The organism is Streptomyces sp. NPDC098789 (assembly GCF_044759975.1).
In the GTDB taxonomy this organism is placed as follows: Bacteria; Actinomycetota; Actinomycetes; order Streptomycetales; family Streptomycetaceae; genus Streptomyces.
Map to the genome: position 1 here is coordinate 660,913 of NZ_JBIWAJ010000001.1, position 22,048 is coordinate 682,960.

At 73.2% G+C, this 22,048-nt stretch carries 18 protein-coding genes; 13 read left to right on the plus strand and 5 right to left on the minus strand.

Going from position 1 to position 22,048, the window contains the following annotated elements; translation table 11 throughout:
* The first annotated feature begins 313 nt into the window (after window positions 1–313).
* The 6 genes from ACIQWR_RS03210 (at window position 314) to ACIQWR_RS03235 (ending at window position 7,658) form a co-directional block, all read left to right on the plus strand.
* On the plus strand, window positions 314–2,686 hold the full coding sequence (locus tag ACIQWR_RS03210; RefSeq protein ID WP_404004756.1) for a putative bifunctional diguanylate cyclase/phosphodiesterase: 2,373 nt from the start codon (window positions 314–316) through the stop codon (window positions 2,684–2,686).
* A gap of 369 nt (window positions 2,687–3,055) precedes the next feature.
* Window positions 3,056–3,352 (plus strand): Asp-tRNA(Asn)/Glu-tRNA(Gln) amidotransferase subunit GatC, encoded by a 297-nt coding sequence (gatC, locus tag ACIQWR_RS03215; protein WP_073772988.1) that lies wholly within the window; start codon window positions 3,056–3,058, stop codon window positions 3,350–3,352.
* Entirely contained in the window at window positions 3,352–4,857 is a 1,506-nt protein-coding gene (gene gatA / locus ACIQWR_RS03220; RefSeq protein WP_404005034.1) for an Asp-tRNA(Asn)/Glu-tRNA(Gln) amidotransferase subunit GatA, read from the plus strand. Before gatC ends, gatA begins: the two co-directional genes overlap by 1 nt.
* Window positions 4,854–5,093 carry a hypothetical protein gene (locus ACIQWR_RS03225; protein WP_404004760.1) on the plus strand — a complete coding sequence of 80 codons (240 nt, stop codon included), beginning with the start codon at window positions 4,854–4,856 and terminating at the stop codon, window positions 5,091–5,093. Before gatA ends, ACIQWR_RS03225 begins: the two co-directional genes overlap by 4 nt.
* A gap of 16 nt (window positions 5,094–5,109) precedes the next feature.
* Window positions 5,110–6,618: an Asp-tRNA(Asn)/Glu-tRNA(Gln) amidotransferase subunit GatB gene (gatB, locus tag ACIQWR_RS03230; protein WP_404004762.1), complete on the plus strand. Its 1,509-nt coding sequence runs from the start codon at window positions 5,110–5,112 to the stop codon at window positions 6,616–6,618.
* A gap of 167 nt (window positions 6,619–6,785) precedes the next feature.
* On the plus strand, window positions 6,786–7,658 hold the full coding sequence (locus tag ACIQWR_RS03235) for an alpha/beta fold hydrolase (RefSeq protein WP_404004764.1): 873 nt from the start codon (window positions 6,786–6,788) through the stop codon (window positions 7,656–7,658).
* Here ACIQWR_RS03235 and ACIQWR_RS03240 read toward each other — a convergent pair.
* Together ACIQWR_RS03240 and ACIQWR_RS03245 are read right to left on the minus strand one after the other, a co-directional pair.
* Window positions 7,630–8,238 carry a GNAT family N-acetyltransferase gene (locus ACIQWR_RS03240; protein WP_404004765.1) on the minus strand — a complete coding sequence of 203 codons (609 nt, stop codon included), beginning with the start codon at window positions 8,236–8,238 and terminating at the stop codon, window positions 7,630–7,632. The genes ACIQWR_RS03235 and ACIQWR_RS03240 overlap by 29 nt on opposite strands.
* A complete protein-coding gene (locus ACIQWR_RS03245; protein WP_404005036.1) occupies window positions 8,235–10,241 on the minus strand; it encodes a penicillin acylase family protein in 2,007 nt (668 codons plus the stop codon). The genes ACIQWR_RS03240 and ACIQWR_RS03245 overlap by 4 nt, the downstream gene beginning before the upstream one ends.
* 195 nt (window positions 10,242–10,436) lie before the next feature.
* Here ACIQWR_RS03245 and ACIQWR_RS03250 point away from each other — a divergent pair, with 195 nt between their 5' ends.
* Complete coding sequence (locus tag ACIQWR_RS03250) at window positions 10,437–11,168, plus strand: siderophore-interacting protein (RefSeq protein ID WP_404004766.1); 732 nt, start codon at window positions 10,437–10,439, stop codon at window positions 11,166–11,168.
* Window position 11,169: 1 nt separating this feature from the next.
* Here the strand turns inward: ACIQWR_RS03250 and ACIQWR_RS03255 are convergent, their stop codons facing one another.
* The gene (locus ACIQWR_RS03255) at window positions 11,170–11,670 is read right to left on the minus strand and encodes a DinB family protein (protein ID WP_404004768.1); all 501 of its coding nucleotides are present in this window, start codon (window positions 11,668–11,670) and stop codon (window positions 11,170–11,172) included.
* Between the two features lie 80 nt (window positions 11,671–11,750).
* A complete protein-coding gene (locus tag ACIQWR_RS03260; protein ID WP_404004769.1) occupies window positions 11,751–12,539 on the minus strand; it encodes a GNAT family N-acetyltransferase in 789 nt (262 codons plus the stop codon).
* Window positions 12,540–12,593: 54 nt separating this feature from the next.
* Here ACIQWR_RS03260 and ACIQWR_RS03265 point away from each other — a divergent pair, with 54 nt between their 5' ends.
* The 6 genes from ACIQWR_RS03265 (at window position 12,594) to ACIQWR_RS03290 (ending at window position 20,524) form a co-directional block, all read left to right on the plus strand.
* A complete protein-coding gene (locus ACIQWR_RS03265) occupies window positions 12,594–13,037 on the plus strand; it encodes a signal peptidase I (RefSeq protein ID WP_404004770.1) in 444 nt (147 codons plus the stop codon).
* A gap of 213 nt (window positions 13,038–13,250) precedes the next feature.
* Window positions 13,251–15,470: an MMPL family transporter gene (locus tag ACIQWR_RS03270; RefSeq protein WP_404004772.1), complete on the plus strand. Its 2,220-nt coding sequence runs from the start codon at window positions 13,251–13,253 to the stop codon at window positions 15,468–15,470.
* A gap of 39 nt (window positions 15,471–15,509) precedes the next feature.
* The gene (locus ACIQWR_RS03275) at window positions 15,510–16,064 is read left to right on the plus strand and encodes a GNAT family N-acetyltransferase (protein WP_404004773.1); all 555 of its coding nucleotides are present in this window, start codon (window positions 15,510–15,512) and stop codon (window positions 16,062–16,064) included.
* A 149-nt stretch (window positions 16,065–16,213) separates the two neighbouring features.
* The gene (locus ACIQWR_RS03280) at window positions 16,214–16,810 is read left to right on the plus strand and encodes a hypothetical protein (RefSeq protein ID WP_404004774.1); all 597 of its coding nucleotides are present in this window, start codon (window positions 16,214–16,216) and stop codon (window positions 16,808–16,810) included.
* A gap of 397 nt (window positions 16,811–17,207) precedes the next feature.
* Window positions 17,208–17,408, plus strand: a complete 201-nt coding sequence (locus ACIQWR_RS03285; RefSeq protein WP_404004775.1) for a hypothetical protein — start codon at window positions 17,208–17,210, stop codon at window positions 17,406–17,408.
* A gap of 80 nt (window positions 17,409–17,488) precedes the next feature.
* Window positions 17,489–20,524 (plus strand): AAA family ATPase, encoded by a 3,036-nt coding sequence (locus ACIQWR_RS03290; protein WP_404004776.1) that lies wholly within the window; start codon window positions 17,489–17,491, stop codon window positions 20,522–20,524.
* Between the two features lie 38 nt (window positions 20,525–20,562).
* Here the strand turns inward: ACIQWR_RS03290 and ACIQWR_RS03295 are convergent, their stop codons facing one another.
* On the minus strand, window positions 20,563–21,744 hold the full coding sequence (locus tag ACIQWR_RS03295) for a PQQ-dependent sugar dehydrogenase (protein ID WP_404004777.1): 1,182 nt from the start codon (window positions 21,742–21,744) through the stop codon (window positions 20,563–20,565).
* Between the last annotated feature and the right edge of the window lie 304 nt (window positions 21,745–22,048).

Below are 22,048 nucleotides of genomic sequence, written 5' to 3' on the forward strand. Positions count from 1 at the left end.
CACGCGGGGCGCACACGGCGGTCGCGAACGGCCGGTACCGGCCTAGCCGCAGGGCGTTGACCTGTCGGATCATCGCAAGGGTGACCCGGAAGTCCTGGTCCGGCCTCACCCGTTCGGCGGATACCGTACTGATGAGGATGGCTGGGTCGTATTCGGGCAACCGCCGCCGACCGCTGCACTTGGGAGCCACTCCCGTCCTACTGTTGAGGGGTGCGCCCGTCGTGCACGGTCGCGGGACGCGAATCCAGCCGTGATGGCATGACGTCGGGGCCATCACGAGGCAACGGCATCGCCGGCTGTGAGAGGGACGGGCATGAAACCCATCGAAAGCGCCGACCCGCCACCGGATTTCGGCGGGACGGGCGGGGAGGCGCCGTCGCTGCGGGCGGATCGGGCCGACCGCGCCACCGGACGGGGGAGCCGCGCCGAACACGCGCGCCGCGCCGGACGCGTGCCGCGGGCGGGTCGGACACCGCGCGCGGAGCGTCCGGGACGCCCGACCGCGACCGAGCGACCCGCCCCGGCCGCGCGGTTCGGGATCCTGGGCGCCCGGAGCCCCGAGACCCACCCGCTCGACACCGGGGTCGCGACGGGCTCCGGCGGTGGCCAGGGCGCGCGCGTCCAGGGGTGGCGCGTCGCCGTCCCCTTCGCCGTCGTCGGCCTCTCCCTCGTGGTCCTCGTCGTCGGCATCGCCCGCGCGCTGAGCGACCGTCACCCCCTCTTCCCCGGCGGCTCCGCCGGCTGGGGACTCGCCCTGCTCACCGGCATCATCGTCGGCCACCTCGTCGCGCTCGGCCGTGACCGCTGGTGGGGCGGCACCGGTTCCGGCGCCGCCCTCACCCTCGGCGTGCTCATCCTCTACGGCTGGATCCCGGCCGGACTCGTCTCGCTCGCCGTGGTCTCCCTCGTCGGCGCCGCCCGCCGGCACCGGTGGCGCCAGGGCCTGTTGCACGGCTCCGCGGACATCCTGGGCATCGGCGCGGGGGCGCTCGTACTCGGCCTCTTCGGCCAGGCGCCCAGCGTCGAGGTGCCCTGGCAGCCCACCGGCTGGGGACCCGGAGCGATCCCCGAGATCATCCTCGTCGCCCTCGCCTGCCTGCTGGTCACCCGGGTCCTGCTGTGGCTCGCGCTGACCCCGAGCGGCGGCGGGCTGCCCACCGTCGCCCGCACCGCGCTCATCCGGCAGGCGTTAGTCGCCGCCGCCCTCCTCGGCATCGCCCCGCTGATCTGCGTGGTCGCCATCACCCTGCCCGTCCTGCTGCCGCTGTTCGCCGTGCCGCTGATCGCCCTCGACTCCACCCTGTGGATCGCCCGGGCGCGCGCCGAGGAGGCGCTGCGCGACCCGCTCACCGGACTGCCCAACCGCCAGTGGCTGCTGGAGCGCGCCTGGCGGGCCCTGGACGAGGCTGAACGTATCGGCACCCGCTCCGCTCTGGTCCTCATCGACCTCGACCGCTTCCGCGCCGTCAACGACACCCTCGGCCACCTCGCGGGCGACCGGCTGCTCCTGCAGATCGCCGACCGGCTCCGCCAGGCCCTGCCCGAGGACGCCGAGGTGGCCCGGCTCGGGGGCGACGAGTTCGCCGTCCTGCTGCCCGTCGCCGACTCCACCACCAGTGCCCAGCGGGTGGCCCGCCACCTCGTCGCCGAGCTCAGCTCGCCGCTCGACCTCGACGGGCTCACCCTCGTCCTGGAGGCCAGCGCGGGCCTCGCCGTCTTCCCCGACCACGCCCTCGACGCCGAGGGGCTGCTGCGGCGGGCCGACGTCGCGATGTACCAGGCCAAGCGGGACCGCACCGGGGTCGAGGTCTACGAGTCCAAGCGGGACAGCAACACGCCCGACCGGCTCGGCCTCCTCGGCGACCTGCGGCGCGCCCTGGACGCGGGCGAGGTGGAACTCCACTACCAGCCCAAGGTCCGCTTCGACGGACATGTCGCCGGGCTGGAGGCGCTCGTGCGCTGGGTGCACCCCGAGCGCGGGCGGGTCCCCCCGGACGAGTTCATCGCGATCGCCGAGACCTCCGGCCTGATGCCGCACCTGACCGAGTACGTGCTGGAGACCGCGCTGGCCCAGGTGGCCCGGTGGCGGGCCCAGGGCCTGAAGGTGCCGGTCGCCGTCAACGTCTCGCCGCGCGACGTCCACACCCCCGGTTTCGCGGGGGCGGTGGCCGCGCGGCTCGCCCGGCACGGGGTGCCCGCGAGCGGTCTCCAGCTGGAGATAACGGAGCACGTCCTGTTGGAGGACCCGCAACGGGCCGCCGACACCATGGCGGGGCTGACCGGGCACGGCGTGAAGATGTCGCTCGACGACTTCGGCACCGGGTACTCGTCCCTGGTCCACCTGCGGCGGCTGCCCGTCAGCGAGCTGAAGATCGACCGGTCCTTCGTGGCGCGGCTGGCCGTGGACGCGCAGGACGCGGAGATCGTGCGGTGCACGGTCGACCTCGCGCACTCGCTCGGGCTGCTGGTCGTGGCCGAGGGCGTCGAGGACGACGAGACGTGGGAGCGGCTGCGGGACCTGGGCTGCGACGCGGTGCAGGGGTGGCTGGTGGCGGCCGCGATGCCGCCCGCCGAGGCGACGGCGTGGCTCCTGGCGCGGGGCGAGCGCGGCTGGCGCCGCCCGGCCGACATCACCGCGGAACTGGCCGCCGCCGCAGCCGCCGCTCCGGAGCCCCCGACCCCGTAGCCGACCTCCGGGGGCGGCAATCCAGCCCGCCCGGGGCCGGATGGGGCGCGGGTCCGGCCGCTGCCGCGCCATCCAGCCCGCCCGGCGTTTGAGGGCGTCTGTGAGCGGTGCCGCGTGCGCGGCCCGGTCGCCTCCGGCGGCGCCTCAAACGCCGGCGGGGCTGGATGGGGCGCGGGTCCAGTCGCTGCCGCGCCATCCAGCCCGCCCGGCGTTCGAGGGCGCCCCTCGGCCGGTCCCGCAGGGGCGGGCGCGGGCCCCGGCCGGGTCCTCGCCCCCCTGGGAAGCAACCGTTTCGTGGGTCGGGCCGCGCGCCCCATAGGATTGGGCCCGAAACCAGAAACCCGATACACCACCCCAGAGGATCGCTGCATGCCTGGCATCACGCGCGAGGAGGTCGCCCACCTCGCTCGGCTGGCACGTCTGGAGCTCAAGAGCGAAGAGCTTGACCACTTCGCCGGACAGCTCGACGACATCATCGGCGCGGTCGCCCGCGTTTCCGAGGTCGCCGACCAAGACGTCCCGCCGACCTCCCACCCGCTCCCGCTGACGAACGTCATGCGCGCGGACGAGGTCCGTCCGTCGCTCACCCCCGCGCAGGCGCTCTCCGGGGCCCCCGCCCAGGAGCAGCAGCGTTTCAAGGTGCCGCAGATCCTGGGGGAGGACTAATCACCATGACGGACATCAACATCATCAAGCTCACGGCTGCCCAGACCGCCGAGAAGATCGCCTCCGGCGAGCTCACGGCCGTCCAGGTCACCGAGGCCCACCTCGCCCGCATCGACGCCGTCGACGAGAAGGTCCACGCCTTCCTGCACGTCGACCGCGAGGGCGCTCTCGCCCAGGCGCGCGCCGTCGACGCGAAGCGGGAGCGGGGCGAGAAGCTCGGCCCGCTGGCCGGCGTACCGCTCGCGCTCAAGGACATCTTCACCACCGTCGGGGTCCCGACCACCGTCGGTTCGAAGATCCTGGAGGGCTGGATCCCGCCCTACGACGCCACCCTGACGCGCAAGCTGAAGGAAGCCGACGTCGTCATCCTCGGCAAGACCAACATGGACGAGTTCGCCATGGGGTCCTCCACCGAGAACAGCGCCTACGGCCCCACCGGCAACCCCTGGGACCTCACCCGCGTCCCCGGCGGCTCCGGCGGCGGCTCCGCGGCCGCGCTGGCCGCCTTCCAGGCCCCGCTCGCCATCGGCACGGACACCGGCGGTTCCATCCGCCAGCCCGCCGCCGTCACCGGCACCGTCGGCGTCAAGCCCACCTACGGCGGCGTCTCCCGCTACGGCATGGTGGCGTTCTCCTCGTCCCTGGACCAGGGCGGGCCCTGCGCCCGTACCGTCCTGGACGCGGCGCTCCTGCACGAGGTCATCGCCGGCCACGACCCGCTGGACTCCACCTCCATCGACGCCCCGGTCCCGCCGGTCGTCGAGGCGGCCCGCAACGGCTCCGTCGCGGGCATGCGCGTCGGCGTGGTCAAGCAGTTCTCCGGCGAGGGCTACCAGGCCGGTGTCGTCCAGCGCTTCAACGAGTCGGTCGAGCTGCTCAAGGAGCTCGGCGCCGAGATCGTCGAGCTGGACTGCCCGTCCTTCGACCTCGCGATGGCCGCGTACTACCTGATCGCGCCGTCCGAGTGCTCCTCGAACCTGGCCCGCTTCGACGCCATGCGCTACGGCCTGCGCGTCGGCGACGACGGCACCAAGTCCGCCGAGGACGTCACGGCCCTGACCCGCGAAGCCGGTTTCGGCGACGAGGTCAAGCGCCGCATCATCCTCGGTACGTACGCGCTCAGCTCCGGCTACTACGACGCGTACTACGGTTCGGCCCAGAAGGTCCGCACGCTCATCACCCGGGACTTCGAGAAGTCCTTCGAGCAGGTCGACGTGATCGTCTCCCCGACCACGCCCACCACCGCCTTCGCGATCGGTGAGCGCACCGACGACCCGCTGGCGATGTACCTCGCGGACCTGTGCACCATCCCGACCAACCTGGCCGGCAACTCCGCCATGTCGCTCCCCTGCGGCCTGGCTCCGGAGGACGGTCTCCCGGTCGGTCTGCAGATCATCGCCCCCGCCATGAAGGACGACCGGCTCTACAAGGTCGGCGCGGCCGTCGAGGCCGCCTTCGTCGCGCGTTGGGGTCACCCGCTGCTGGAGGAGGCTCCGTCCCTGTGAGTGCACTGACCAAGGCCAAAGGCTTCAAGAAGTCCAAGTCCGGTACGTACCTGTCGATCGGTACGACCGCCTTCGGCGCGCTGAGCGTGGTCAAGCAGGCCAAGAAGGCCCGCACCGAGCACGACGCGCTGAAGCTGGTCGACGCCGTCGTGTCCGCCGCCGCCATCATCACCGGCCTCGCGATCCTGTACCGCGAGCTGAAGCGCCTGGGCGACGACGACGTCCTGCTCGGCTGAGAGGGAAAGTTTCACCGTGACCGTCACCGAACTCCTGTCGTACGAGGACGCCCTCGCGTCGTACGACCCCGTCATGGGCCTTGAGGTCCACGTCGAGCTGGGCACCCGCACCAAGATGTTCTGCGGTTGTTCGACCGAGCTGGGCGCCGAGCCCAACTCGCAGACCTGCCCCACCTGCCTCGGCCTGCCCGGCGCGCTCCCGGTCGTCAACGAGATCGGCATCGAGTCGGCCATCAAGATCGGTCTCGCGCTGAACTGCGAGATCGCCGAGTGGTGCCGCTTCGCCCGGAAGAACTACTTCTATCCGGACATGCCGAAGAACTTCCAGACCTCCCAGTACGACGAGCCGATCGCCTTCAACGGCTTCCTCGACGTGCAGCTGGAGGACGGCGAGATCTTCCGCGTGGAGATCGAGCGCGCCCACATGGAGGAGGACACCGGCAAGTCGCTGCACGTCGGCGGTGCCACCGGCCGCATCCACGGCGCGTCCCACTCGCTGCTGGACTACAACCGCGCCGGCATCCCGCTGATCGAGATCGTCACCAAGCCGATCGAGGGAGCGGGCGAGCGCGCCCCCGAGGTCGCCAAGGCGTACGTCGCCGAGCTGCGCGAGGTCATCAAGGCGCTGGGCGTCTCCGAGGCCCGCATGGACAAGGGCCAGATGCGCTGCGACGTGAACCTGTCGCTGCGCCCCACCCCGGAGTCCGAGTTCGGCACCCGCAGCGAGACGAAGAACGTCAACTCGCTGCGCAGCGTCGAGCGCGCGGCCCGCTTCGAGATCCAGCGCCACGCGGCGGTGCTCTCGTCGGGCGGTTCGATCCTCCAGGAGACCCGTCACTTCCACGAGGAGGACGGCTCCACCACCTCCGGCCGCATCAAGGACAACGCCGAGGACTACCGGTACTTCCCGGAGCCCGACCTCGTACCCGTAGCCCCGGCCCGCACCTGGGTCGAGGAACTGCGTGCCGGGCTCCCCGAGATGCCCCGCGTGCGCCGCAACCGGCTGCGCGAGGAGTGGGGGGTCAGCGAGCACGACATGCAGTCGATCCTCAACGCGGGCGCGGTGGACTCCATCGTCGCCACCACCGAGGCCGGCGCCGACTCCGCCGCCGCGCGCAAGTGGTGGATGGGCGAGCTGGCCCGCAACGCCAACGAGCAGGGCGTCGTCGTCGACGAACTGCCGATCACCCCGGCGCAGGTCGCCCGGGTCGCGGCGCTCGTCGCGGGCGGCGAGCTGAACGACAAGCTCGCCCGCCAGGTCATCGAGGGCGTCCTCGCGGGCGAGGGCACCCCGGACGAGGTCGTCGAGAAGCGCGGCCTCAAGGTCGTCTCGGACGACGGCGCGCTCGGCGCGGCCGTCGACGAGGCCATCGCGGGCAACGCGGCCATCGCGGACAAGATCCGCGGCGGCAAGGTCGCGGCCGTCGGCGCACTGGTCGGCGCGGTCATGAAGACCACGCGCGGCCAGGCGGACGCGGCGCGCGTGAAGGAACTGATCCTGGAGCGCCTGGGCGTCTCCGAGTAGGTTCCACAGGCTCCGCGCGACGGCCCCGCACCGGATCTCCGGTGCGGGGCCGTCGGCGTTCCGGATGCCCTGCCGCAGTGGCCGGCGATAGTTCTGTAGCGATCGATAGGTAAATAGGGTACGGTTCTTTCCGTAGTGATCGTTACGGAATTTACGGGGAGACCGTCATGTCCCATGCCCACGCGCATGCCACCGCTGTTGCCGCCACCACCGCCACCTACGCCCGCACCGTCCGCGGGCAGCGCGGCGGGCCCGGGCTGCTGCTCGCCCACGGGGGCGGCGGGTCCGTGGAATCGAACTTCGGGACGCTCCTGGACGGGCTCGCCGCGCGGCGCACGGTCGTCGGCGTCGACTATCCCGGCTCGGGCGGCACTCCGCGCGCCGACCACCCGCTGACGCTGGACGAGCTGGCGGACGAGCTGGTGGCCGCGGCGGACGCCGAGGGGTTGGAGCGGTTCGCGGTGCTCGGCTACTCGCTCGGCGGGCACGTCGCGGCCCGGGTCGCGGCCCGCCACCCGGAGCGGGTGACCGCCCTCGTCCTCACGGCGACCTTCGCCCGAGCCGACAACCGGCTCTCGCTCGTCACCTCGCTCTGGTCCGAGCTGGCCGCGCGGGGCGAGGCGGAGCTCCTGGCGAAGGTGTTGGCACCGCTGGCGCTCAGCCCGGAGGTGCTGGAGTCGCTGACCCCGGAGCAACTGGCCGAGACCGTGGCCGCGACGGCCGCTTCCTTCCCGCCCGGCGGCGGGGACCAGGCGGCCCTGGTGCCGGGCGCGGACGCGCGCCCCGACCTGGCGTCCGTCGACGTGCCGGCCCTGGTCATCGCGACGACCAGGGACCGGCTCGTACCGCTGCCGCGCCAGCGGGAGGTCGCGGACTCGATCCCCGGCGCCCGCTGGGCCGAACTGCCCACCGGACACCTGCCCTTCGCCGAGAACCCCGCCGCGTGGGAGGCGCTGATCAGCGGGTTCCTCGCCGAGGTCGAGGCGGGGGCCGGGGCCGGGGCCGGGGGTGTTACGGGCGCGGAGGGCGCGGAACGCTGAGGAACGCGAGGCGGGCCGGCTTCGCGGGGAGGTGGACCTCGGGCAGGTCGATCTCGGGGAGTTCGACCTCGGGGCCCAGGACGAAGCCGGTCCGCTCCAGGCGCGCGATCGCCTTCTCGTTGCGCGGGTCCGGCTCCGCGACGACGCGGACCGTGCGCCCGTCGGTGAAGACGTAGCCCATGAAGGCGGTCATCAGGCGGGCGCTGAAACCGCGCTCGACCCCACCGTCCGCGGGACCGATCAGCAGGTGGACGCCCGTGTCCCCGGGCCGGACCTCGTAGCACTCGCCGACCCGGTCCGCCGCGCAGTCGTACGTCTGGAAGAGCGCCACCGGCGCGCCCTCGCGCCGTGCGATGAAGGCGTGGTGCGTGTCGCGCCGGTCGACGTCCGCGTAGATCTCCCGGACCAGTTCCAGGCTCGCCCCGTTCATGCCCCAGAAGGAGGCGCGCTCGTCGGTGACCCAGCCGTGGATCAACTCGGCGTCGCCGACCGGGTCCACGGGGGTGATGGTGACCGTGCCGAAGCCCTCCACGTGCTGGGTGTGGACGGGCTGTCGGCAGGAGAGGGCGGGGGAGGTCATATCGATTCCTTGGTGAGCCGGGTCCAGTCGGTGACGACCGGTACGAGTTCGCCCCGCGCCCAGAGCGGGAGCTGGTCGAGGTGGTGCGCGGAGCCGGTGACCCCGTCCGCGCCCAGCGGGACGACCCACAGGCTGTCCTCGCGCCGGGCCAGGTCCCAGACGTAACGGGCCGCCGACGCACGGGAGCTGAGGTCGGTGACCCCGGGGACGGACGAGGTGGCGTTCACGCAGTCGTGGTCGCCGCCCAGCCCGGGCCAGCTCGCCCCGGAGTCGTGCAGCGCCTGCCAGGGCGCGAGCCGGTGGACCTCGGACCACGCCGTGTCGGGGGCGGCCGCCGCGGCCGTCTCCTCCAGGGCGGCGCGCAGGTGCGCGGCGCGGTCGAGCGCGGGCAGCAGATCGCTGGCCAGCAGGCCCTCCAGGGCGTAACCGACCCGGGGGACGAGGTACAGCCAAGGGTGGAAGACCGACGGGCCGGTCGGCGCGCCGGCCAGCCCCGCGAGCGCCGGGTCGGCGGCGATCCGCCGCACCAGCGCCGTGCGCAGCGCCGCGAAGACGGTGGCGTCGGTGCTCCCGGCCGCCATGTGCCGGTCCCAGCCGAGCAGCCGCTCGCGCAGCTTCGCGGCCTCGGGGGAGAGGCCGTCCGGTGCGGGCAGCCGGTCCAACACGGCGGCGGCGGAACCGAGGAAGGCGTCCCGGTGCACGTCGGCCATGTCCGGCGCGGACCAGTCGTCCGAACCGCTGAGCAGCTCCCGGATCCGGTGGGCCCGGTGCGGGGGCGCGAACTCCACGCCCAGCGGGGAGGCGATCCCGCGCGCGTTGGCCATCACCGCGAACCCCTGTACCGGCTCGACGGGCGGCTCGGCCCAGCCCCGCCACTCGTATCCCGCCTCCCAGGCGGGCACCGGGCGCAACCGGTTGTCCGGGTGGCGCAGCGGTACGGCACCCGCGACCCGGTGCAGCAGGCCGCCCCCGGTGTCGGCGGCGTGCACGACGTTGACGGGCTCGGCCCACCGGTCGACCGCGCGGCCGATGTCGGCGACCGTACGCGCGCGCAGCAGGGCCGGGAGCGCGGCGAAGCCGAGGTCCGCGCGGACCCGGGCCGGGTAGCGCAGGCTGACGCTCCGGTCGGCGGTGTCGATGACGACCGGGCCGCGGGCGGTCTCCAGCACCTCGACCTCGACCTCGGTGGGGGCCGCGCCGTCGGCGCCCGCGACCGTGATGGTCTCGATGTGCCGGTCGACGGGCTCGGTGGCGCCGTCCGGGCCGAGGGCCTCGACGCGCTCGCCCGTGGCGTCGGCGATCCGGGTGAGCCGCTCGACGTACAGGTCCTGGTAGTCGGCCATGGCGTTGGTGATCGCCCAGGCGGCGGAGCCGGTGTGGCCGAAGTGCGCCAGGCCCGGGACCCCGGGGACGGCCAGGCCGACCACGTCGAACTCGGGGCAGGCCAGGCGGATCTGCTGGTAGACCCCCGGGTCCTCGATGAAGCGGTGCGGGTCGCCCGCGATGATCGCGGAGCCGGTGGAGGTGCGCTCGCCCGGCACGAGCCACCCGTTGCTGCCGGCGGTGCCGGGGCCGTCGGTGGCGAACAGGGTGATGGCCTCGTCGCCGAGGGCGGCGGCGACCTGCGCGCGCCAGAGCTTGGTGGGGAAGCCGGCGAACAGGACGTGGGTGGCGAGCCAGATCCCGAGCGGGACCCAGGGCTCCCAGGGGGTGGGCACCAGGCCGGTGCGGTCGAACCGCTCGTCGCGGGCCGCGCCCGCGGCCATGCCGTCGTTGACCCCGTCGACGTACGCCCGCACCCACGCGGCGGTGTCGGCGTCGAGTGCCTCGAAGCAACGGCGGGCGGTGTCGTCGAGCCGGCACTGGCGGGCGAACCGGTCCCAGGCGACCTCGCCGGCGCCGAGGAAGGCGGCGGTGGAACCCTGCGAGCGGCGCCGCTCCACCTCCACCTGCCAGGCGCGGTCCAGGGCGGTGGTCCGGCCCTGGGCGTAGGAGAGCCGGATGCCGTCGACCGCGCGGAGATGGGGAACGCCCCATGCGTCCCGGTAGCGGGCGTGGTCGTCGGGGGCGTCCTGCGGAGGCGTCTCCGGACCCGAATTGGTAACGCTGCTCACACGGTTCCCCAAGTGCATTAGGTTAGGCTGGCCTAACTATAGGGCTGCAAGCGTGTGCCAGGGGACATCAGGGGAAGGGCGGACATGGGCGTTGCCAAGGGCTGGGAGGGCGTGGTCCTCAAGCTGCTGCGGGGCAAGGACTTCACGTTCACGGTGACGGGGGCGGAGCAGGTCACGGAGAACTACCGCCGCGTCCACCTCTCCGACGGCGGCCTGCTCGCCGCCGCGGGGGAGTCGCTGCACCCGACGATGTGGGTGCGCGTGTGGTTCGAGAGCGAGGGCAAGCCGCACCAGCGGGCCTACACGCTGGTCGACCCCGACCCGGCCGCGGGCACCTTCACCCTCGAATTCGCGCTGCACGACGGGGCCGCCAGCCGCTGGGCGCGCGACGCGAAGCCGGGTGACACCATCGACGCCACGGTGCACGGAACCGGCTTCACCGCGCCCGCCCCGGCGCCCGAGCGGCTGCTGGTGATCGGCGACGCCGCCTCGCTGCCCGCCATCAACTCCCTGCTGGACGCCTTCCCGCAGACCCCGGCCACCATCTGGTTCGAGACGCAGCACGACTCGGACGTCGACCTGCCGGTCCGCGCGGACGCGGCGCGCCACGAGGTGCGCCGGGTCGCCCGCGGGGGATCGGCCCTGGTGGAGAAGGTCAAGGCGCAGCTGCCGGCGCTGATCGACGACCCGGCCTCCGCCTACGTGTGGCTGGCGTGCGACACGACGACCACGCGGACGCTGACGTCGTACCTGCGCAAGGAGCTGGCCCTGCCCAAGCAGCGGGTCAACGGGCTCGGTTACTGGCGGGCCGCGTAGCTCAGGCGCCGGTGGTGCCGTCGATGGCCTCGCGCAGGAGGTCGGCGTGGCCGCTGTGGCGGGCGTACTCGTGGATCAGGTGCTGCATCACCAGGCGCAGCGAGACGTCCGCCTCCCACTTCTCGAAGTAGGCCGTCACGTCGAGGGAATCGGCCGCGGCCTCGAACCGGCGGGAGAAGGCGATCTCCGCCTCCCACGCGGCGAAGGCCTCGGCGCGGGTGGAGGTGGAGGCGTCGTACGCCTCCTGGAAGTCGTGCTTGTCGGACCAGACGTGCGCCACGTCCTCGCCCGCCAGCACGCGCCGGAACCAGTGGCGCTCCACCTCGGCCATGTGCCGCACGAGGCCCAGCAGGGTGAGGGTCGAGGGCGGCGACGCCGCCAGACGAAGCTGCTCGTCGGTGAGGCCCTCGCACTTCATGGAGAGGGTGGCGCGGTGGAAGTCGAGGAAGCCGCGCAGGGTTTCGCGCTCGTCGCCGGTCAGTGGGGGTGCTATGCGTTCCATGCCGCTGATCTTGCCCGCCCGGACCGGCGGGAGGAAGGGCGGTGGGGCCGGACCCGCGGTGACCCGGCCCCGCGCCACCGCTACTTCCCGACCCACACGTACGGCACCGTCACCCCCAGCACCCCGAAGCCCAGCCGCTCCAGGATCGGGCGGCTCTCGCTCGACGCGTCCACCTGGAGGTAGGGGATCCCCAGCTCGGCCGCCGCGAGCGCGCGGTGGGCCACCAGGGCGCGGTAGATGCCCTTGCCCCGCCACTGCGGCGCGGTGCCACCGCCCCACAGGCCCGCGAAGGAAGCGCCCGGGGTGATCTCCATCCGCGCGGAGCTGACCGGCTGGCCGTCCGCCATCGCGACCACGGCCAGGATCGTCTCCGGGGCCTGGGTCACCTGGGTGATCAACGCGTGCCGGATCCGCGGCCGGTTCTCGCCGAAGGCCTGGGCGTGGACGTCCATCATCAGGTCGACGCCCTCGACGTCCGTCACGTCCACCAGCGTCACCCCCTCGGGCGTCGCCACCTCGCGCGCGATGTCCGCGACCCGCGCCACCATCAGCGTCTCGGGCGGCTCCGGCACGAAGCCCGCGGCCAGCAGGCGTGCGCCCAGGTCCGCCGGGGCGTCGTAGTCGTACATCTTCCACTCGAACTCCGGCACCTCGCGGCCCTCGAAGTAGGCGATCTGCGCCGCGATCCGCGCGTCCGCGGTGTCCTCGTCGAGATCCGACCAGAGCACTCCGTTCCAGCCCGGGCCGCGCGAGACGCGCCGTACGACGTCCCCGTCGTGCTCCACCAGGGAACGGTCCCCGTCCGACCGCGCCCCGCGGCGGGCCTCGGCGTCGAACAGGGCCCTCACTACATCAAGATCCGTCGTCATCCGTGCAGCTCAGCAGGCAATATGCCATCAACGCAAGTGCATTAGCCTCCCCACATGACCGATGCGACCGATCGCACCCACCGCTCCGTCCCCGCGCGTTCGGACGGGGTCGTCCACACAGGTAGGGCGGGCCCCGAGGCCGCCGCCGACCGCGGTTGGCTCCTCGGCCACTTCAAGGCCGCCGACGACCCCCGGCACAGCGCGGACGTCGAGATCAAGTGGGGCGTGCACCCGAAGGGCGAGGAACGCGCCCAGTGGGTGAGGGGAGAGGAGCGCACCGCGCTGCAGGTCCTCATCAGCGGTCGCTTCCGGCTGGAGTTCCCCGGGCGGACCGTGGTCCTCGCCGAACAGGGGGACTACGTGATCTGGGGACGCGGCGTGGACCACTCCTGGTACGCGGAGGAGGACGCCGTCGTCCTCACCGTGCGCTGGCCCTCGCTCCCGGGCTACCGGGCGGACGAGGGCGCGGGGGAGCAGGACCACCGGGCGGGGGGTTGAGGGACCTTGGTGAGGGGGCCGCGGGCCCTTGGTGAGGGGACGAGGTCCCGGTCCCGGTCCGTTCCCGCTCCGGATCCTGTGACGATGCCCACGAACCGGGCCAACGATCACCAATCGTTGAGATCGTGACGGTGTAGACCACCTCGGGCATACGCGTTCTTTCCGACGGGCTGTTCCCCGGCAAAGGATCCGAACCACCAGGGAGCACGTTCGTTGGCAGCAATCGCACGGTGGTGCATGCGGCACCGCCTCGTCGCCGTCATGCTCTGGCTACTGGCCCTCGGCGCCACCGCGGCGGCCGCCGCGAGCGCCGGAACCGCCTTCTCCAACGACTACGAAGTCCCCGGCACCGAGTCCGGCAGGGCCCACGCCCTGCTGCGCGAAGGCTTCCACGGCCAGGGCGGTGACACCGACACCATCGTGTGGCGGACCCCGGAGCACGAGAACGCCCGCTCGCCCGAGGTCCAACAGCGCATGAGCCGGGCCCTCGACGCGGTCGCCGCACTGCCCGGAGTCGGCTCGGTCGTCGGCCCGTACGGCCTTGAGGGCGCGGCCCGGATCAGCGCGGACGGGCGCACCGCCTACGCCGTCGTCACCTTCGACCGGCCGGCCGACGCGGTCCCCAAGGCGCAGGCCAAGGCGGTCCTGGCCGCCGCGAAGAACCCCGCCACCGAACGCGACGGCCTCCAGGTCGAGCTCGGCGGCCGGGCCATCGGCCTCACCGAGGCCCCCTCGGCCCACCTCGCCGAAGTGCTGGGCGTCGCCATCGCCGGTGTCGTCCTCTTCCTCGCCTTCGGCTCGCTCGCCGCCAGCCTGCTGCCCCTGGCGACCGCCCTGGTCAGCGTCGGCACCGCGTACTTCGGCATCACCCTGCTCGGGCACGCCATGCCGGTCGCCGACTTCGCCCCGATGCTGGGCACCCTGGTCGGGCTCGGCGTCGGCATCGACTACGCGCTCTTCATCGTCACCCGGCACCGAAAGGGGCTGCGGCGCGGCCTGTCCGTGGACGAGGCCGCCCGCGCCGCCGTCGCCACCACCGGCCGGGCCGTCGTCTTCGCCGGGGCCACCGTCTGCATCGCGCTGCTCGGCATGCTGGTCCTGCGCCTGAACTTCCTCAACGGGGTCGCCCTGGCCGCCTCGCTCACCGTCGTCCTGACGGTCGCCGCCTCGGTCACGCTGCTGCCCGCGCTCCTCTCGTACATCGGCATGCGCGCCCTGTCCCGCCGCGAGCGCCGCAAGCTCGCCGTGGACGGCCCGCGGCCGGAGCCGCCCACCGGCTTCGCCGCCCGCTGGTCCGCCTTCGTGGAACGCCGGCCCAAACTGCTCGGTGCGCTGGCCGCCGTGGTCATGGTCGTCCTGGCGCTGCCCACCCTCTCCCTCCACCTCGGCACCTCCGACCAGGGCAACAACCCGGCCGCATCCACCACCCGGCAGGCCTACGACCTGCTCGCGGACGGCTTCGGCCCCGGCGTGAACGGCCCGCTCACCCTCGTCGCCCGGCTCGACGGCCCGGCGGACCGCGTCGCCCTCGACGGCCTCGGCGAGACCCTGCGCACCACCCCCGGCGTCGCGGCCGCGGGGCCGGCCGTCTTCAACCGGAGCGGGGACACCGCCGTCCTGACGGTCGTACCGACCTCCGCCCCGCAGTCGCGGGACACCAGCGACCTGGTCGACCGGCTGCGCCAGGACGTCATCCCGCGCGCCGAGCGCGGCCACACCATGGACGTCCACGTCGGCGGCGTGACGGCGGGCTACGACGACTTCGCCGAGGTCATCATCGGGAAGCTGCCGCTCTTCGTCGGCGTCGTCATCGCCCTCGGCTGCGTCCTGCTGCTGCTCGCCTTCCGGTCCATCGGCATCCCGGTCAAGGCGGCCGCCATGAACGTCGCCGCCGTCGCCTCGTCCTTCGGCGTCGTCGTCGCGGTCTTCCAGTGGGGCTGGGGCAGCGAACTGCTGGGCCTGGGCAGCGCGGGCCCGATCGAACCCTTCCTGCCGGTGATCATGGTCTCCGTCCTCTTCGGGCTGTCGATGGACTACCAGGTCTTCCTGGTCAGCCGGATGTACGAGGAGTGGTTGGAGACCGGTGACAACCGGCGGGCGGTCCGGGTCGGCCTCGCCGAGACCAGCCGGGTGATCAACTCGGCGGCGGTCATCATGATCTCCGTCTTCCTCGCCTTCGTCCTCAGCGGCGACCGGCTGATCGCCATGTTCGGCATCGCCCTCGCCGTCGCCGTCGCCCTCGACGCCTTCGTCCTGCGCACCCTGCTCGTGCCCGCCCTCATGCACATGCTCGGCGGCGCGAACTGGTGGATCCCCGGCTGGCTCGACCGCCGACTGCCCAAGATCAGCATCGAACCTCCCGAGTGCCGCTCCCGTGCGACACTGCCCGCGCAGCGCAGCACCACCGACGAACCGGCCGCCGCGCCCCGCTGACGCGCCGGGCCGGGCACCGGAGGAGCCGAAGGGACCCGCATGTTCTCGATACATCTGGCCGACGACGCCCAGCTGTTCCCCCTGGAGATCCGGCACGCCGAAGAGTTCTTCGCGCACATGGAGCGCGGCCGCGCGTACATCGGGGAGCACATCGGCTTCCCCGACGCCGCCACCGACCTCGGGTCGTCCCGCACCCTGCTGGGGAACTACGCCCAGAAGGCGGCCACCGACACGGGCCGGCTCTACGGCATCCGGGTCGACTGCACCCTCGTCGGCGGGGTCCTCTTCCGGACCTTCGACGCGGACGGCGGCACCTGCGAGAGCGGCTGCTGGCTGGAGCCGACCGCCGCCGGGCGCGGCCTGGTCACCAAGGCCTGCCGGATCCTGATCGACCACGTGTTCCGGGAGCGCGGCATGCGCCGCATCGAGTGGCACGCCTCCGCGCTCAACACCAGGAGCCTCGCCGTCGCCCAGCGCCTCGGCATGACCCGCGAGGGCGTGATGCGCGAGAGCCACCGCCACCGGGGCGTCCTCCAGAACACCGAGGTCTGGGCGCTCCTCGCCCACGAATGGGACGCCGCCCAGCAGGGCTGAGCCCGCCGACCGGCGCACCCGTCCGACCGCGGTCGGACGGGTCGTCCGGACCAGCGGACCCGGGCGCCGGCCGCCCGCGGTCGGCCCGGCGGACGGTCGCACATGCGGCTCTCAGGAACCTCTCAGATACGCCGCCTACGGTGCCCCGCATGGACACCACGAAGACCCCCGCCCAGAACGCGCCCGAGTCGGACTCCAAGGAGCCGACCGAGGCCACCGTCACCGCACCCACCGCCACCGATGTCGAGGTCACCGATATCGCGGACGTGGTCGGCGACCCGGACGGGGAGCTCGACGACGAGGAGTCCGACGCGTTCCTGGACCAGGACGTCGAGGACCGCCCCACCGGTGTCTTCGCCGCCGCCGCGGCCATCGCGGGCGCCGGTCTCTCCCTCGTGGCCCTCAGCGGCACCTGGGTCGCCCGGGTGATCACCGAGCGCCAGGGCCTCATAGGCCAGATCGATTCGGTCAACGCCACCTCGACCGAGCAGAAGATCCAGGCCCTGTACAGCGACGGCTGGCACATGACCGCCCTCGTCAACGGCGTCTTCTCCACGATCGCCCTCCTCATCGGCATGTTCGTGCTGGTCGGCCCCTCCTTCGGCGCCCCCGGTCGGGTCAACCCGCAGTGGGTCAAGGCCGTCTCCTGGGTCGCCGTCGCGCTCGGCGTCATCGGCGTGCTGATCTTCGGCCTCATGTACTTCGACGTCCTCTTCCCCCTCCCCAAGGCCGCGGCCGCCGCCTAGTACCGTCCCTGGGCAGGGCCTTGGAGCAGCCCTCCTAGGGCGTGTTTCGAAAGTGGCGCCGGGCGCCCGAAGGGCGCGGCTCGCGGCGTCTGGTGCCGTGCATCGCAAGGCGGAGGAATGCCCGCCTACTGGACGTAATCGGGCGTTCCGACAACGCCGCGAGGCGCGGTGCCAGGCGTCGCGAGCCCGGGGGCACCTCCCAGCGGTAGCTGGGGGAGGGACTTTCGAAACACGCCCTAGGCCCGATGCCTAGGCCGCCGGGCGGGTGCGCACCCCGCCTTAGTCCGCCCGGCGCCCCGGGGCCACCCGCCTAAGGCCCCCGACCGCACCGAGATGCGGCATGCGCCCGATGCCCGCGCACCCCCTGGGACGAGATTCTTGGACCACACCGAACGAGGTGCCCGACAGGACCAGGGAGTACGAGATGTTCGTGTACGAGATCGCCATCGCCCACCGCGACGAGCTCATCCGTGAGGCCGCCGAGTACCGCCAGGTGCGCCTGGCCAAGGCCCGGGTCGGTCGCCGCGCCTTCTCTCTCAAGAAGGCCTCGGAAAGGCCGGTGAGGGAGACCCGCAGCCGGTTCACCCCGGCCGCGTAACCCGCGCCACGCACCACGTGATCTGACACGTGATGAGAAGCGCACCAATATCCGGTGTCACTCCCGAGCGACGCTGTGCGATGCTCGGCGGCGTGGAGACCAGATCTGTCAGCCCGGTGTTCGTCGGCCGCGCCGATGAACTGGCCGTACTCACCGACGCACTGACCCGGGCCGCGGGCCCGGAACCGCAAGCCCTCCTCATCGGGGGCGAGGCCGGGGTCGGCAAGACCCGCCTCACCGAGGAGTTCCTCGCGGAGGCCGAGCGGCGCGGCGCCGTCGTCGCGGTCGGCGGCTGTGTGGAGATAGGGGCGGAGGGTCTTCCCTTCGCCCCCTTTTCCGCCGCCCTGCGCAGCCTGCGCCGCCAGTTCCCCGAGCAGCTGACCGCCGCCGCCGCGGGCCAGGAGGACGAACTCGCCCGGATCCTCCCCGAGCTCGGCGAGACCCCCCGCGGACCGCACGACGAGGAGAGCACCGCCCGGCTCTTCGAGCTGACCGTACGCCTGCTGGAACGCCTCGCCGCCGACCGCACCGTCGTCATCGTGCTGGAAGACCTGCACTGGTCGGACACCTCGACCCGGCACCTCCTCGCCTACCTCCTGCGCACCCTCTCCACCGGCCGGCTCGTCGTCGTCGCCACCTACCGCGCCGACGACATCCACCGCCGCCACCCGCTGCGCCCGCTGCTCGCCGAACTCGACCGGCTGCGCTCCGTCCAGCGGATCGAGCTGTCCCGCTTCAACCGTGCGGAAGTGCGCCGCCAGCTCGCCGGGATCCTGGCCGCGCCGCCCGAAGAGGCACTGGTCGAGACCGTCTTCGACCGCTCCGACGGCAACGCCTTCTTCGTCGAGGAACTGGTCGCCTGCCGCGAGAGCGGCTGCCGCACCGGCCTCACCGAATCCCTGCGCGACCTGCTGCTCGTGCGCGTCGAGGTGCTGCCCGACGCCGCCCAACGCGTGGTGCGCATCGTCGCCGAAGGCGGCTCCACCGTCGAACACGAACTCCTCCTCGCCGTCGCCCAGCTGACCGAGGACGCCCTGATCGAGGCGCTGCGCGCCGCCGTCGGCGCCAACATCCTGCTGGCCAGCGCCGACCGCGACGGCTACCGCTTCCGGCACTCCCTCGTCCGCGAAGCCGTCAGCGACGACCTGCTGCCGGGCGAACGGGCCCGGGTCAACCGCCGCTACGCACAGGCCATGGAGGCCGACGAGAACCTCGTCTGCAGCTCGGAGCGGACCATCCGGCTCGCGAGCTACTGGTACTACGCCAACGACCCGGCCAAGGCCCTGCCCGCCGTGCTCGCCGCCTCCGTCACCGCCCGCCGCCGACACGCCTACTCCGAACAGCTCCGGCTGCTGGACCGGGCCATCGACCTGTGGGAGAGCGCGCCCGCGGAGGTCCGCGCGGAGCTGCGCCCGGCGGACTACACCGAGGTGTACCCGCCCTGCGGCTGCGACCCGGAGACCACCCCGCTGCGCCGCCTCGACCTGCTGGCCGAGGCCACCGTCGCGGCCCGCTTCGGCGGCGAGCGCGATCGTGCCCTGAAGATAACCAAGATGGCCCTGCGGGTGCTGGAGGACGAGGACGACCCGCTGCGCTCCGCCTGGTTCTGGACCGAGCGCTCCAAGCTGGTCGCCAGCCTGGGCCGCGGCGACGGCTGGACCGAACTGAGCACCGCCCAGGAGCTCGTCGAGGGGCTGCCCCCGTCCCACGTGCACGCCGAAGTGCTCTCCCGCGCCGCGGGGTGGGGCATGATCCACAACCCCGGCCTCGACAACATCGCGGCCGCCGAACGCGCCGTCGAGTACGCGCGGATGGTCGGCGCCCAGGAAGTCGAACTGCACTCCCGCATCACCCTGGGCTCCCTGCTCGCGGACGCCGGGGACGTGGCGGGCGGGCTCGCCCTGATGGAGGAGGTCAAGGAACGGGCCGCCGAACTGGGCCTGGCCATGCTCTCGGGTCGTGTTCACATCAATCTCACCTCTCAGCTCGAAAACAACGGCCGCTCACGGGAAGCGGTGGAACTCGCGGAAGCGGGGGTCCAACTCGTCGGAGCCTCCCGGCTCCTGGACTCCGAGGCCTGGGTCCGCGGCAACATGGCGGAGAGCCTGTACAGCCTCGGCCGCTGGGACGAGGCCACCGAGGCGGCCCAACGCACCCTGCGCGTCAGCCAGAGCGCCGCCCCGCGCGGCATGGCCTCGGCACGCCTGTCCTACCTCGCCCTGGCCCGCGGCGACGTGGCCGGCGCCGCCCAGTGGCTCGGCGCCGCCCACGAACACTTCGGCACCCACGACGCCCAGCCCCAGCACCGGATCCCGATGTACCGCCTGGCGGTCGGCCTGGCCGCGCTGGAGGGCCGGATCACCGACGTCCGCACGGAGGTCGCCGAGGCGATCGGCGCCGGATTCCCGCTCGGCCACCACCGCTACGCCTGGCCCCTGCTCCTGGCCGCCGCCTCCGCCGAGGCCGACGCCCGGGGCCTCCCGGCCGCCGCCGCGGGCCACGAGGAGGCCGTGCGGACCCTGCGCCGGGCCATGCTCGACCTGGCCGCCCCGGTGCCGCTGTGGGCCGCCCACGCCGACTTCGTCCGCGCCGAACTGCTGCGCGCCGAGGACCGCGACACCCCCGCCGACTGGACCGCCGTCGAAGCCGCGATCGAACCGCTGGAGCGCCCGTACCTACTGGCCCGGGCCCGCCACCGGGTCGCCGAGTCACTGCTGGCCGCGGGCGGCGACCGCGAGCACGCCGCCGCACTCGTCCGCGCTGCCCACGCGACCGCCGAGCACCTGGGCTCGCTCCGGCTCCGCGACGACCTGGCCCTGCTCGCCCGGCGCGGCCGCCTCCAGCTCACCGACCCCGACGAGGGCGCCGCCCCGGCCGCCACCGGGCCCGACACCGACCCGGTCGAGAGCCTGGGCCTGACCAGCCGCGAGCGGGACGTACTGCGTCTGGTCGCGGCGGGCCACAGCAACCGTCAGATCGCCGAGGAGCTCTTCATCTCCCCGAAGACGGCCAGCGTCCACGTCTCGAACATCCTGGCCAAGCTGGGCGTAGCCGGCCGCGGCGAGGCGGCCGCCCTCGCCCACCGCCTGCGCCTGTTCACCCCCGTCCCTTCCTGAGGCAGCGGCTCCCCGCCCCGGCGGCCGGGAGCGGCGGACTACCGGACCGTCAGGCTCAGGATCCGGTCGTCCCCCGCCTCCGGCGTCCCGCGCCCGTCCGTCTCGCTCGTGACCAGCAGCAGCTTGTCCCCGCCCAGGGACACCACCGTCCGCAGGCGCCCGTACGTCCCCTGGAGGAAGGCCTCGGGCTCCGCCAGCGCCTTGGTACCGTCCAGCGGGATCCGCCACAGCCTGGCGCCCTTGAGCCCGGCCATCCAGATCGAGCCCTGCGCGAAGGCGATCCCGCTCGGTGAGGCGTCAGAGGTCTTCCACTGGGCCACCGGATCGATGAATCCGGGCTTGCCCGCCTTCCCCTCCACCTCGGGCCAGCCGTAGTTGCCGCCGGGCTGGATCAGATTCAGCTCGTCCCAGGTGTCCTGGCCGAACTCCGCGGCCCACAGCCGCTTGTCCTTGTCCCAGGCCAGCCCCTGCACATTGCGGTGCCCGTAGGAGTAGACGACCGAATCCGCCTCCGGATTCCCGTGCACGGGCTGCCCGTCCGGGGTCATCCGCAGGATCTTCCCGCCCAGCGACTTCTTGTCCTGGGCGAGCCCGGTCTCCCCGGTCTCGCCCGTCCCCGCGTAGAGCATCTTGTCCGGGCCGAAGGCGATCCGGCCGCCGTTGTGCACGAGCCCCTTGGGGATCCCCCGGAACACGGTGTCCGGGGCGCCCAGTTGCTGGCCGGGCGCTCTCTGCTCGTCGTACCTGAGCCGGGCGATCCGATTGTCGGACTCCGTCGTGAAGTACACGTAGACCAGGTGGTCCGAGGCGTACGAGGGGGACAGGGCCAGACCGAGCAGCCCGCCCTCGCCGCCCGGAGCCACCCCGGAGACCTTGCCGATCTCCGTCAGCTTCCCCGTCTTCGTGTCGACCCGGGTGATCGTGCCCTTGTCCCGCGAGGCGACCAGTAGGTCCCCGCCCGGCAAGGGCGCCACGCCCCACGGCGATTCCAGACCCTTGGCCACCTCACCGGACACCGTCACCGCCCCCTTCGCCGGCGGCCCCGGGGTCGAGGCTCCGGCAGAACCGCCCCCCGAAGGGCTCGCCCCCGTAGCCGGTGGCGAGGAACCCGCAGGGGCCCCGGCCCCCGGCCCACCGGCCGGAGCACACCCACCCACCAACAACGCCCCGCACCCCGCCAAGGCCACCACCCACGCCCCCCGCACCGCTCCCACACCCATCACCCTGCTCCTCTCCTCCGACTACCCACTGCCCGTCGATCCTGCCGGTCACCAGTCTCAACAGCCGGCGCAGTCGGCGAAGTTCCGCTCCTTCGTACACTCGATCGAGTGGGGATGGGCGCCCCCGAACGGGGAAGAGGGCCATCCGGCGCCCCCGGCCCGTCCCCGCCCCGACCGCGCCACCGCGCCCCGGTCAGTCCTCCCGGGCCCTCACTGCCACGGGCAGGGCGAGCCGAGGAGACACTCGTGCCCGTCCCCGCCCCGACCGCGCCACCGCGCCCCGGTCAGTCCTCCCGGGCCCTCA

Excerpts from the sequence above, each read along its gene's own strand:
- ACIQWR_RS03255 (WP_404004768.1), bottom strand. The coding sequence starts at position 11,670 with ATGGAACGCATAGCACCCCCACTGACCGGCGACGAGCGCGAAACCCTG.
- ACIQWR_RS03250 (WP_404004766.1), top strand. The coding sequence starts at position 10,437 with ATGGGCGTTGCCAAGGGCTGGGAGGGCGTGGTCCTCAAGCTGCTGCGG.
- ACIQWR_RS03265 (WP_404004770.1), top strand. The coding sequence starts at position 12,594 with ATGACCGATGCGACCGATCGCACCCACCGCTCCGTCCCCGCGCGTTCG.
- ACIQWR_RS03260 (WP_404004769.1), bottom strand. The coding sequence starts at position 12,539 with ATGACGACGGATCTTGATGTAGTGAGGGCCCTGTTCGACGCCGAGGCC.
- gatC (WP_073772988.1), top strand. The coding sequence starts at position 3,056 with ATGCCTGGCATCACGCGCGAGGAGGTCGCCCACCTCGCTCGGCTGGCA.
- ACIQWR_RS03240 (WP_404004765.1), bottom strand. The coding sequence starts at position 8,238 with ATGACCTCCCCCGCCCTCTCCTGCCGACAGCCCGTCCACACCCAGCAC.
- ACIQWR_RS03210 (WP_404004756.1), top strand. The coding sequence starts at position 314 with ATGAAACCCATCGAAAGCGCCGACCCGCCACCGGATTTCGGCGGGACG.
- ACIQWR_RS03290 (WP_404004776.1), top strand. The coding sequence starts at position 17,489 with ATGCTCGGCGGCGTGGAGACCAGATCTGTCAGCCCGGTGTTCGTCGGC.
- ACIQWR_RS03275 (WP_404004773.1), top strand. The coding sequence starts at position 15,510 with ATGTTCTCGATACATCTGGCCGACGACGCCCAGCTGTTCCCCCTGGAG.
- ACIQWR_RS03235 (WP_404004764.1), top strand. The coding sequence starts at position 6,786 with ATGTCCCATGCCCACGCGCATGCCACCGCTGTTGCCGCCACCACCGCC.
- ACIQWR_RS03280 (WP_404004774.1), top strand. The coding sequence starts at position 16,214 with ATGGACACCACGAAGACCCCCGCCCAGAACGCGCCCGAGTCGGACTCC.
- ACIQWR_RS03295 (WP_404004777.1), bottom strand. The coding sequence starts at position 21,744 with ATGGGTGTGGGAGCGGTGCGGGGGGCGTGGGTGGTGGCCTTGGCGGGG.